This window comes from Micromonospora sp. S4605, assembly GCF_003176715.1.
GTDB classification, from domain to species: Bacteria; Actinomycetota; Actinomycetes; order Mycobacteriales; family Micromonosporaceae; genus Micromonospora; species Micromonospora echinaurantiaca.
In genome coordinates this window covers 1-10593 of record NZ_QGSW01000331.1, presented here as the reverse complement: position 1 = coordinate 10593, position 10593 = coordinate 1, and the positions used below count along the sequence as shown (strand labels likewise).

11 protein-coding genes are annotated in these 10593 nt (G+C 72.0%); 8 read left to right on the top strand and 3 right to left on the bottom strand.

Translation table 11 applies throughout. From position 1 onward, the window contains the following. Positions 1-4 precede the first annotated feature (4 nt). The 3 genes from DLJ47_RS37795 to DLJ47_RS28945 are packed head-to-tail and all read left to right on the top strand — an operon-like array spanning position 5 to position 1923. Positions 5-664, top strand: a complete 660-nt coding sequence (locus DLJ47_RS37795) for an arsenate reductase ArsC (RefSeq protein ID WP_109904683.1) — start codon at positions 5-7, stop codon at positions 662-664. Positions 665-721: 57 nt separating this feature from the next. Further along, a complete protein-coding gene (locus tag DLJ47_RS28950) occupies positions 722-1465 on the top strand; it encodes an aquaporin (protein WP_109904681.1) in 744 nt (247 codons plus the stop codon). A 50-nt stretch (positions 1466-1515) separates the two neighbouring features. Next, positions 1516-1923 carry an arsenate reductase ArsC gene (locus DLJ47_RS28945; protein WP_109904679.1) on the top strand — a complete coding sequence of 136 codons (408 nt, stop codon included), beginning with the start codon at positions 1516-1518 and terminating at the stop codon, positions 1921-1923. Positions 1924-1935: 12 nt separating this feature from the next. On the opposite strand, the gene DLJ47_RS28940 is transcribed toward DLJ47_RS28945, so the two are convergent. Together DLJ47_RS28940 and DLJ47_RS28935 are read right to left on the bottom strand one after the other, a co-directional pair. Next, positions 1936-3267: an MGH1-like glycoside hydrolase domain-containing protein gene (locus DLJ47_RS28940; RefSeq protein WP_109904677.1), complete on the bottom strand. Its 1332-nt coding sequence runs from the start codon at positions 3265-3267 to the stop codon at positions 1936-1938. A gap of 76 nt (positions 3268-3343) precedes the next feature. Next, the gene (locus DLJ47_RS28935; RefSeq protein WP_109904675.1) at positions 3344-4162 is read right to left on the bottom strand and encodes a sugar phosphate isomerase/epimerase family protein; all 819 of its coding nucleotides are present in this window, start codon (positions 4160-4162) and stop codon (positions 3344-3346) included. Between the two features lie 86 nt (positions 4163-4248). Here DLJ47_RS28935 and DLJ47_RS28930 point away from each other — a divergent pair, with 86 nt between their 5' ends. Further along, entirely contained in the window at positions 4249-5133 is an 885-nt protein-coding gene (locus DLJ47_RS28930) for an RNA-guided endonuclease InsQ/TnpB family protein (protein WP_109904673.1), read from the top strand. 119 nt (positions 5134-5252) lie between these two features. Here the strand turns inward: DLJ47_RS28930 and DLJ47_RS28925 are convergent, their stop codons facing one another. Continuing rightward, the gene (locus DLJ47_RS28925; RefSeq protein WP_109904671.1) at positions 5253-6293 is read right to left on the bottom strand and encodes a zinc-dependent alcohol dehydrogenase; all 1041 of its coding nucleotides are present in this window, start codon (positions 6291-6293) and stop codon (positions 5253-5255) included. A gap of 117 nt (positions 6294-6410) precedes the next feature. Here DLJ47_RS28925 and DLJ47_RS28920 point away from each other — a divergent pair, with 117 nt between their 5' ends. The 4 genes from DLJ47_RS28920 to DLJ47_RS28905 all read left to right on the top strand — a co-directional run bounded on the left by DLJ47_RS28920 (position 6411) and on the right by DLJ47_RS28905 (position 10437). Next, on the top strand, positions 6411-7805 hold the full coding sequence (locus DLJ47_RS28920) for an ABC transporter substrate-binding protein (RefSeq protein WP_109904669.1): 1395 nt from the start codon (positions 6411-6413) through the stop codon (positions 7803-7805). After that, positions 7802-8761, top strand: coding sequence for a carbohydrate ABC transporter permease (locus DLJ47_RS28915; RefSeq protein WP_109904667.1), 960 nt, complete (start codon positions 7802-7804; stop codon positions 8759-8761). Before DLJ47_RS28920 ends, DLJ47_RS28915 begins: the two co-directional genes overlap by 4 nt. Then, on the top strand, positions 8761-9627 hold the full coding sequence (locus tag DLJ47_RS28910) for a carbohydrate ABC transporter permease (RefSeq protein WP_088994501.1): 867 nt from the start codon (positions 8761-8763) through the stop codon (positions 9625-9627). Before DLJ47_RS28915 ends, DLJ47_RS28910 begins: the two co-directional genes overlap by 1 nt. A 195-nt stretch (positions 9628-9822) precedes the next feature. After that, on the top strand, positions 9823-10437 hold the full coding sequence (locus DLJ47_RS28905) for a class I SAM-dependent methyltransferase (protein ID WP_109904665.1): 615 nt from the start codon (positions 9823-9825) through the stop codon (positions 10435-10437). Positions 10438-10593 lie beyond the last annotated feature (156 nt).

The following is a 10593-nucleotide window of genomic DNA, read 5'->3' as shown; positions in this document are numbered from 1 at the left end:
CACCGTGCCTGACACCCGCCCCCACCCGCGCGAGGACCTCGCCGTCGACCAGCACCTCGCTCTGCGTACCGCCGCGACCCGGCTCGCCGCCGAATTCACCGGCAGCTACGGCATCGAGACCATCGAGCGGTTCCTGCACACCAGCTACGACCAGCTCGCCACGGCCGCCAGCATCCGCAACCACCTCCCGCTGCTCGCCGAGCGTTTCGCCCGCCAGCGCCTGCGGGCGCTGGCCCGCGTCGAAGGGCACCACCGCGACGGCCGCCCGGTCGTGCTGTTCCTGTGCACCCACAACGCCGGGCGCTCCCAGATGGCTCTCGGCTTCCTCAGCCACCTCGCCGGCGAGCGGGCCGTCGCCTGGTCCGGCGGCAGCGAGCCCGGCACCGAGGTCAACCCGGCCGCCGTCGCGGCGATGGCCGAACGCGGCATCGACATCTCGGCGGAGTTCCCCAAGCCGTGGACGGACGAGGTCGTCCGGGCCGCCGACGTGGTGGTCACCATGGGCTGCGGCGACGCCTGCCCCGTCTTCCCCGGCACCCGCTACGAGAACTGGGACATCGACGATCCCGCCGGCCTGACCGTGGCCGACGTACGGCCGATCCGGGACGCGGTCGAACGCCGGGTCCGCCGCCTTCTCGACGAGCTTCAGATCCCGACCCGATAACCCATCCCGCCGGGTCACCCCCGCTCGGGACGTCACCCTGAGGAAGAGCAGAGACTGATGACCATCGCCCTCCGGCGGCGCCTGCTGGCCGAGTTCCTCGGCACCGCCCTGCTGGTCACCGCCGTGGTCGGCTCCGGCATCATGGCCGCCACCCTCTCCCCCGGCGACGTCGGCCTCCAGTTGCTGGAGAACTCGATCGCCACCGCCCTCGCCCTGGGCGCCCTCATCCTGATCTTCGGCCCGGTCTCCGGGGCGCACTTCAACCCGGTCGTCTCCGCCGCCGACTGGTTCCTCGGCCGCCGCGCCGGCACCGGGCTGACCGGCCGCGACCTCGCCGGCTACACCGTCGCCCAGGTCACCGGGGCGATCGCCGGATCGGTCCTGGCGAACCTGATGTTCGACCTCGCCGCCGTCGACCTGTCGGGCAGGGAGCGCACCGGGGCGCACCTCTGGCTGGGTGAGGTCGTCGCCACCAGCGGCCTGATCCTGCTGATCTTCGCGCTGGCCCGCTCCGGGCGCGCGCCCGTCGCACCGGCCGCCGTCGGCGCCTACATCGGCGCCGCCTACTGGTTCACCTCGTCGACCTCGTTCGCCAACCCGGCGGTGACCATCGGGCGGGCGTTCACCGACAGCTTCGCCGGGATCGCGCCCGCCTCGGTGCCGGCCTTCGTGCTGGCCCAACTGGTCGGGCTGGCGGTCGGCGTGGGCCTGCTCGCCGCGCTGTATCCCGACGCCGGCACCGCCGCCGACCAGGTCGTCGTCCCGACCGCCGACCAGGCCACCGTCGACCGACCGCGCTGACCACACCGTCGACCGGCCATGAACCAGCAAAGACAGAGAGAGGCACCACGATGAGCGACAAGCCCAGCGTCCTGTTCGTCTGCGTACACAACGCCGGCCGGTCGCAGATGGCCGCCGGCTGGCTGCGCCACCTCGCCGGGGACACCGTCGAGGTGCGCTCCGCCGGTTCGGCGCCCGCCGAGACGGTCAACCCGGCCGCCGTCGAGGCGATGCGGGAGGTGGGCGTCGACATCACCGACCAGACGCCGAAGCTGCTCGAGTACGCCACCGCCGAGTCCTCCGACGTGATCGTCACGATGGGCTGCGGCGACGCCTGCCCGGTCTTTCCCGGCAAGCGGTACGAGGACTGGAAGCTCGACGACCCGGCGGGCAAGGGTGTCGAGGCGGTGCGCCCGATCCGCGACGAGATCCGCAGGCGGGTGGAGACGCTGCTCGGCGAGCTGACCGGCGGCCGCTGACGGCCGCCGCGGTCAGCCGTCGTCGGCCAGCACGTCGAGCAGCAGCGCCGCGGTCCAGCCGAACGCCGGCGAGCCCAGCCCGGCCCCGGTGTCCGGATGGAAGTACTCGTGGCAGCCGGCCCGCGCCACCAGGTCCAGCATCGACCGGCGCAGCCCGGCGGCCAGCTCGGGCCGGTCGTGGCTGAGCAGCCCGTGCCGTACCAGCCAGGCCATGTTCAACCAGCTCGGTCCGCGCCAGTAGCGCAGCGGCTCGAAGTCCGGGGCGGTGCGGTCGTAGCTGGGCAGCGGGCGCTCCATCCGGCCGGTCACCCCGAACCGCGCCGAGCACGCCTCCACCACCAGCGCGTCGACCAGCCGGGCGGGCAGGTCCGGCAGGGCCAGCGGGGCGAGGCCGAGCACCGTCCGGGCCGGGACGAGCCGGCCGGTACGCAGGTCGAGCGGCTGGAACGTGCCGGTCGCCGGGTCGTACAACCGCCACACCAGCGCCTCGGTGATCCGGGCCGCCCGCTCCCGGTGCGGGCCCGGATCGGCGCCGAGCACCGCGGCGATCCGGGCGAGCGCGTGCTCGGCGAGGCCCATCGCCGCGTTGAACAGCGGGCACTCCACCAGGAACGGGTGCCCGCCGGCCAACCCGTCGTCGCGGTAGCCGCGGTCCCGGTAGGCGGCGACGATCGCCAGGTAGCGCGCGTAGTCCAGGTCGGTGGGGCGGTGCGCGGCGTCGGCGTGCGCGGTGTCGTGCCGGCGGTACGCGCGCATCACCGCCGCGTCGGCGGGCACCGCCGCCATCGGGGCGTCCCAGGCGGGGCTGTTGTCCAGCCCGGACTCCCACGGGTGCACGATCGCGGCCAGCCCACCCCCGCCCACGTCGCGCCGCTCGGCGAGGTAGCGCTGCTGGGCCACCAGCCGCGGGTAGAGCCGGCCCAGCGCCGCCCGGGCGGCCGGGCTCGGGTCGCGGCGGTGCACCAGCCAGGCGGCGAGCGCGTGCACCGGTGGCTGGACCAGCCCGGAGGTGGCCACCGCCGGCGCCGCCGCGGCCACCTCGGTACGCCAGAAGTCCGGCCCGGGAAAGTACGCGCCGACCCGCGTCGCCGGATTGAACACGATGTGCGGCACCCGCCCGTCGGCCCACTGGGCCCGGAACAGGCTGTCCAGCTCCCGCCAGGCGCGCTCGGGACGTACGTGCGCCAGCCCGATCGCGATGAAGGCCGAGTCCCAGCTCCACTGGTGCGGGTAGAGCGTGCGCGAGGGCACCGTGTGGTCGTGCTCCCAGTTGCCGTCCAGAGTCGCCAGGGCGAGGCGGCGCAGCCCGGTGAGCGTGCCCGCGCCGGCCGCACCGGCGCTCATGCCGGCACTCCGCTTCGCTCCGCGCCGGCCTGAGGCACGACCGCGCCATACCGATGATTCGCTCGCTGCCGCTCACTCATGCCGCCGCCTGGCGGGGTTGGGCGTGGCGCAGCACCGTGGCGGCCTGCTGGAGGGCGCGTACCGGGTCGCCGCGCAGCCGGCACTCCAACGCCAGCCAGCCCCGGTAGTCGATCTCCAGCAGGGTCCGCAGCAGCGCCGGCCAGTCCAGGTGCCCGGCACCGGGCTGGTAGCGGTTGGAGTCACTGACCTGCACGTGCCCCAGATAGGGCGCGGCGGCGCGCAACGCCCGGTGCACGTCGTCCTCCTCGATGTTCATGTGGAAGGTGTCGGCGACCACCCGCACCGATGGCAGCCCGACCACGGCGCAGAGCATGACCGCCTCGTCGAGCCGGTTGACCATGTGGTCCTCGTACCGGTTGAGCGGCTCCAGGAAGAGGGCCACCCCCTCGGCGCGGGCGTGCTCGCCCAGCTCGCCGAGGGTGTCGACGAGCAGTTGCCGGTCGCCGGCGGGCGAGCGGGGCGGGTCGAACGGTGGCAGCCGCCGGGAGAACATCCCCCACGCCGCCGGGGTCATCGCGCCCACCCCGCCGAGCTCGGCGATCACCGACAGCTGCGAGCGCAGGTTGCGCACGGCGTCGCGGGACCGCTCGGCGTCGAAGTCGCCGATGAAGTGGTCCATCTCGACGCAGACGGTCGGCATCACCACCCCGGCGGCGCGAGCCCGGTGCAGCTCGGGCAGCCGGCGGGCGAGGGCGAGGTCACCTTGGCCGCGCAACTCGATGGCGTCGTAGCCGAGCGCGGTGGCCAGGGCGTACTTCTGGATCAGGTCGGTGCCCGGCAGGAGCTGCTCCTGGCAGGCGATCGGAATGGTCATCTCATTCGCGGCGTGGCCCCCAGCTCTTCAGTGCCGGGGGAACGCCGCTCCCTCCCCTCGGGCAACGTCTTGTCTGGACTGCCGGCATGATCCGGGGTGCGGGTGTGGTGGTGAAGCGGGCGTACAGGTACCGCTTCTATCCGACGGTTGAGCAGGCTGATCAGCTCAACCGCACCTTCGGCTGCGTGCGTAAGGTCTACAACCTCGCCCTGCAGGCGCGCACCCGCGCATGGTCGGTCGACGGACAGCTCACCCTCGCCAAGATGGACGCGCCGCTGGCCATCGCGTGGTCGCGGCCCCTGCCAGCCGAGCCGTCGACGGTCACCGTGTCCCGCGATTCGGCCGGCCGGTGGCACGTGGCGATCCTGGTCGAGGATCCCGGCGTGCAGCCCCTGCCCCCGCAGGCCACGGCGGTCGGCGTGGACGCGGGCATCACCAGCCTGCTCACCCTCTCCACCGGCGAGAAGATCATCAACCCGCGACATGAGCGCGTCGACCGGCGCAAGCTGGCCAGCGCACAGCGCAACCTGTCTCGCAAGACCAAGGGCTCCGCCAACCAGGCCAAGGCCCGCCTGACGGTTGCCCGCATCCACGCCCGCATCGCCGACCGGCGGCGCGATCACCTGCACAAGCTGTCGACTCGACTCGTCCGCGAGAACCAAACAGTCGTGATCGAGGACCTCAGCGTGCGCAACATGCTGCGCAACCACCGCCTGGCCCGCGCCATCTCCGACGCAGCCTGGTCGGAACTGCGCCACATGCTGGAATACAAAGCCGCCTGGTACGGGCGCACCGTGATCGCCATCGACCGCTGGCATCCGAGCACCAAGACCTGCTCGGCATGCGGACGGATCAACACCACGATGACCCTCGCCATGCGCGTCTGGACGTGCCCGGGCTGCGGCTCGGAACACGACCGGGACGTCAACGCCGCCAACAACATCCTCGCCGCCGGGCTGACGGAGAGGTAAAACGCCTGTGGAGGGCCGGTGAGACCCCACCCGCGCATGCGGCGAAGGCACGACCCAGCGAAGCAGGAACCCCCTCGGGCGACCGAGGGAATCCCCGCCCTTCAGGGCTGCGGAAGATGTCAACAGAACCTCAGCACGACTTGGAGGGCAGCAGCGTCACCGCGGTCGAGCAGCGCCAGCGCGTCGGCCACCGCGCTGGCGTCCACGACGTGGCTCACCAGCGGCAGCGGATCGACGCTGCCCTCGGCCACCAGGTCCATGAAGGTGTGTGCGACGCGGGCACCGGTCCACCGGCCGGCCATGCCGGGCGCCGGCGTCGGCCCGGACACCTGGGCCGCCACCAGCTGGATCCGGTTGTGGTGGAACTCCTCGCCCAGGCCGAGCCCGTCGGCCTGGCCCTGGTAGAAGCCGGCGGCCACGACGCGGCCGGCGTGGGTGGTGGCCCGGATCGCCTCGTGCAGCGCCGGGTACGCACCGGACAGTTCCAGGCAGACGTCGGCGCCAATGCCGCCGGTGGCCCGGCGCAGCACGTCGGCGGCGGACTCGGTGGCCGCGTCGACGACCAGCCGGGCGCCGAGCCGCCGGGCGTGCGCCAGCCGGCCGGCCACCCTGTCGACGGCGACCACCCGGGCGCCGGAGAGGGTGGCGAGCCGGGTGGCGAGCAGCCCGATCACGCCCTGCCCGAAGACCCCCACCCAGTCGCCGAGGTGCAGGTCGCCGGCGAGCACGGCGGTGAGCGCGATGGCGCCGGGCCGGGCGAAGACCGCGGCGAGCGGATCCAGGCCGGCGGGGAGCGGATGCACCAGGTCGGCTGGCACCACCGCCTCGGCGCGGTGCCCCCAGATGCCCCAGACGAGCTGCCCGGGCTGCCGGTCGGTGACCTCGGGCGCTACCTCGACGACCTCGCCGACCTCTTCGTAACCGAAGCCGACCAGCGGATAGGGCACGGTGGTCTGCCGGGGCACGAACATCCGGGTGACGTCGTCCCAGTCCTTGCTCAGCCGTGGATTGCTGCCCCGGTAGAGGGTGAGCTCGGTGCCGGCCGAGATGCCGGAGTAACAGGTGCGGACCCGGACCTGGCCCGGCCCGAGCGGATCCGGGGGGCAGGGCTCGAGGCTGATCCTGCGCGGCCCGGCCAAGGAGACAACCCAGTTGACCATGAGTCACATCCCGGTAGCACTGGGTTCCATCCTAGAACAAAAAATCGGCATATGTCTTGTAATTGATCAATCGACGGCGTTGAATCCCTCATGTACCCTTCGAGAGGAGTGCCACCGATGTCAGCACCTCCGATGCGGATGCTCGCCGCCACCCTGATCATGACACTCACCGGGGCCAGCCTGCTGGCCTGCGGGAACGACGATTCCGGCGACGACGGCAAGACGATCACGGTGTGGAGCCTGGAGGACGTGGCCGACCGGGTCACCGCCACCAAGGCGATCATCGCCGACTTCACCGCGAAGACCGGGATAACTGTCAACCTGGTCACCGTCAACGAGGACCAGTTCCCCTCCCTGATCGCCTCCAGCGCCGCCGCCGGCGAACTGCCCGACGTGGTCGGCTCGGTGTCGCTGGCCGGCGTACGCACCCTGGCCGGCAACGAACTGCTGCACCCCGAGGCGAACGCGGAGGTGGTGGAGCAGCTCGGCCGGCAGACGTTCTCGCCGCGGGCGCTGGAGCTGACCTCCGACGACGGGCGGCAGCTCGCCGTACCCAGCGACGGCTGGGGGCAACTGCTCGTCTACCGCAAGGACCTCTTCGCCGCCGCCGGGCTGCCCGCCCCCGACACGTACGAGAAGATCACCAACGCCGCGCGGACGCTGCACCGCGGCGGCGTCGCCGGCATCACCGCGGCCACCGCCCCCGGCGACGTGTTCACCCAGCAGACCTTCGAGCACCTGGCGCTGGCCAACAACTGCCAGCTCACCGACGACTCGGGCGCGGTGAAGCTGGACTCGGCCGAGTGCGTCGAGGCGTTCCGCTTCTACGGCGACCTGATGCGCAACTGGTCGGTCAAGGGCGGGCAGGACGTCGACACCACCCGGGCCACCTACTTCGCCGGCAAGGCGGCCATGCTGGTCTGGTCGCCGTTCATCCTCGACGAGCTGGCCGGGCTGCGCAACGACGCCAAACCCACCTGCCCGCAGTGCCAGGCCGACCCGACCTTCCTCGCCAAGAACAGCGGCTTCGTCACCGGGATCCAGGGCCCGAACGGCAGCGGGCCCGCCCAGTACGGCGAGATCAGTTCCTGGGCGGTGCTCGACGGCGCCGCCGCCGACCCGGCGAAGTCCTTCGTGTCGCACCTGCTCGACGAGGCGTACCCGCGCTGGTTCGGCATGTCGCCGGAGGGCCGCTTCCCGGTCCGCAAGGGCACCCCGGCCGAACCGGAGAAGTTCCTCACCGCCTGGAACACCAGCCATGCCGGGGTGGACGCGAAGAAGCCGCTCGCCGAGGTGTACGGCGACGAGGTGCTCGCCGGGCTGCGCCGCAGCCCGGACACCTTCCAACGCTGGGGCCTCGCCCAGGGGCAGGGCAAGCTGGTCGGCGCGATCCTCGGCGAGCTGCCGGTGCCCAAGGCGCTGAGCGACGTCGTCTCCGGCAAGTCGGACGCCGCCGCGGCCGCCGGACGGGCCAAGAAGGACGTGGAGGCCATCAAGGCGGGCGTCAATTGACCACCACCACACCCGGCACCGGCCGCTCCCCCACCCGGGAGCGGCCGGCACCGGCCCGCCGCCGCAAGCCGCTCACCCTGCGCCGCCGCGAGTCCCGGGCCGGGCTCGCGCTGGTCGCCCCGACCCTGCTCGTCGTGGTCGCGGTGATCGGCATCCCGATCGTCTGGACCGTGGTACTGGCCTTCCAGCGGGTCCGCCTGGCCACCCTGCGCCGGACGGGCCTGTTCGGCGAGTTCACCCTGGACAACGTCGAACGGGTGCTGAACACCCCCGGCTTCGCCGAGACGCTCTGGACCACCCTGGTCTACAGCGTCGGCGCCACCGCCGGCTCGATCGCGCTCGGCCTGGTGGCGGCGCTCGTGGTCCGCCGGCCGTTCCGGGGCCGCACCCTGGTCCGCGCGTCGATGCTGCTGCCGTACGTGGCCCCGGTGGTCGCGGTCACCTTCGTCTGGCAGGTGATGCTCGATCCGCAGCTCGGCATCGTCAACGACTGGGGCCGCCGGTTCCTCGGCTGGGACACTCCGGTGCCCTTCCTGTCCCAGGAGTCGACCGCCCTGGCCACCGTCGTCGCGTTCGAGGCGTGGCGCTACTTCCCGTTCGCGTTCCTGTTCCTGCTCGCCCGCCTCCAGGCGGTGCCCGGCGAGCTGGAGGAGGCCGCGCTGGTGGACGGGGCCACCCCGACCCAGCGGTTCCGGCACATCCTGCTGCCCCAGCTGATGCCGGTGATCGCGATGCTCGGCGTGCTCCGGTTCATCATGACCTTCAACAAGTTCGACGACGTCTACCTGCTCACCGGCGGCGCGGCCGGCACCGAGGTGGTCAGCGTCCGGGTCTACGAGTTCCTCACCGCCCGTACCGACATCGGCGCGGCGGCGGCCCAGGCCGTGGTGCTGGCCGTGGTGCTCGTCGTGTTCGTGCTGATCTACCTGCGCTTCTTCGGACGGAGGGTCGGCTGATGGACCGGGACCGGGTCGAGACGGTGAGCCTGCGCTGGCTGCGTCGACTGGTGATCGCGGCGTTCCTGCTGGTCACCGTCTTCCCCTTCTACTACATGCTGGTGCTGTCGGTACGCCCCATCGAGCGGCTGCTGCTCGACCCCGGGTCGCTCGTCGTCGGCCTCGGCGAGCTGACCGTCAGCACGTACAGCGAGGTGTTGCGGGCCGCCGACGACGGCGGCCAGGGCTTCCTCACCTTCATGCGGAACAGCGGGCTGGTGGCGGTCGCGGCGACCCTGCTCACCCTGCTGGTGTCGATCCCCGGCGCGTACGCCGTCTCCCGGCTGCGGTTCTTCGGCCGCCGGCAGGTCCATTTCCTGTTCCTGGCGGTCTACCTGTTCCCGTCGATCGTCATCGCGATCCCGCTCTTCGTGGTCTTCACCCGGGCCGGGCTGCGTGGCTCGTTGTTCGGCCTGATCCTGGTCTACATCTCGCAGACCCTGCCGGTCTCGGTCTACATGCTGAAGAACTACTTCGAGACCATCCCGGTCAGCCTGGAGGAGTCCGCGGCCATCGACGGGGCCGGCCGGCTCGGCGTCATCCGGCGGGTCAGCCTCCCCCTCGCGATGCCCTCGATCATGGCGGTCGCGCTCTACGACTTCATGATCGCTTGGAACGAGTTTCTCTTCGCGCTGCTCTTCCTCGTCGACAAGCCCAACCGGTGGACCGTGTCGCTCGGGCTGGCGCAGCTCGCCGACGGGGTCGAGGTGCCCAAGACGGTGCTGATGGCCGGGTCGGTCATCCTCACCCTGCCCATCGTGATCCTCTTCTTCGCCAGTGAGCGGCTGCTCACCGAGGGTCTCACCAGCGGCGCGGAGAAGGGGTGACGGGCCATCGGCGGGGCCCGGCGTCGGTGACGCCGCGCCGACCACCCGGTCACCCGGCGCACACCTGCACAAACTGGCCGGTCAGTTACCCCACAGGCTGCCCCGGAGGCCGTAGCATCGGGGCCGGCCCGCCCCCGGGCGGCCCGGGGGAAACCGCGCGCACAGCTTCTACCGACGCAGATAGAGGATCCGGCGATGAGTCAGACAGGGCAGGAGAACCACACGGGCACCGCGGGCGAGGACTACACCCGCCGGCTGCAGCGACTGGGTGGCGCCCGGTGGAAGCAGGTGCTCGACGTGCAGGCGCCCTACCGTTGGAACCTGCGCCGGCTCCAGCTGGGCCGCACCCTCGACGTCGGCTCCGGCCTGGGCCGCAACCTGATCAACCTGGGCTCCGACAGCGTCGGCGTGGACCACAACCCCACCTCCGTGGCGCACTGCCGGGAACTCGGGCTGGAGGCGTACACCACCGAGGAGTTCCTCGCCTCCGAGTACGCCCGCCCGGACGCCTTCGACTCGATGCTCGCCGCGCACCTGCTCGAACACATGCCGGCCGAGCAGGCCCGCGAGGTGATCTCGATGTACCTGCCGTTCCTGCGCTCCGGCGGCCGGGCGGTGTTCATCACGCCGCAGGAGCGCGGTTACCGCAGCGACGCGACGCACGTCCGGTTCGTCGGCTTCGCCGAGGCGGCGGAGACCTGCCGCGAGCTGGGGCTGACCGTGGAGCGGCAGTACTCGTTCCCGTTCCCCCGCGTCTTCGGCAAGATCTTCACCTACAACGAGTTCATCACGGTGGCCCGGCTGCCCTGACCCGTCGGGGCCCTCGCTAGTGCGGTGTCCACTAACGTTCGCCGGGTGTCCGGTGGGTGTTGTGGATCCTCACCGTTGGGGTGAGCGACTCCCCACCGTCGGGTGGTGGGGCGGGCCTCCGCGGGCCAACTGATCCTCGCGCCGCCCACCCCGGAC

What these genes read in the sequence shown, in the direction of transcription:
- DLJ47_RS28935 (WP_109904675.1), bottom strand. Translation starts at nt 4,162, where the DNA reads ATGACCATTCCGATCGCCTGCCAGGAGCAGCTCCTGCCGGGCACCGAC.
- DLJ47_RS28950 (WP_109904681.1), top strand. Translation starts at nt 722, where the DNA reads ATGACCATCGCCCTCCGGCGGCGCCTGCTGGCCGAGTTCCTCGGCACC.
- DLJ47_RS28930 (WP_109904673.1), top strand. Translation starts at nt 4,249, where the DNA reads ATGATCCGGGGTGCGGGTGTGGTGGTGAAGCGGGCGTACAGGTACCGC.
- DLJ47_RS28910 (WP_088994501.1), top strand. Translation starts at nt 8,761, where the DNA reads ATGGACCGGGACCGGGTCGAGACGGTGAGCCTGCGCTGGCTGCGTCGA.
- DLJ47_RS28945 (WP_109904679.1), top strand. Translation starts at nt 1,516, where the DNA reads ATGAGCGACAAGCCCAGCGTCCTGTTCGTCTGCGTACACAACGCCGGC.
- DLJ47_RS28920 (WP_109904669.1), top strand. Translation starts at nt 6,411, where the DNA reads ATGTCAGCACCTCCGATGCGGATGCTCGCCGCCACCCTGATCATGACA.
- DLJ47_RS28925 (WP_109904671.1), bottom strand. Translation starts at nt 6,293, where the DNA reads ATGGTCAACTGGGTTGTCTCCTTGGCCGGGCCGCGCAGGATCAGCCTC.
- DLJ47_RS28905 (WP_109904665.1), top strand. Translation starts at nt 9,823, where the DNA reads ATGAGTCAGACAGGGCAGGAGAACCACACGGGCACCGCGGGCGAGGAC.
- DLJ47_RS28940 (WP_109904677.1), bottom strand. Translation starts at nt 3,267, where the DNA reads ATGAGCGCCGGTGCGGCCGGCGCGGGCACGCTCACCGGGCTGCGCCGC.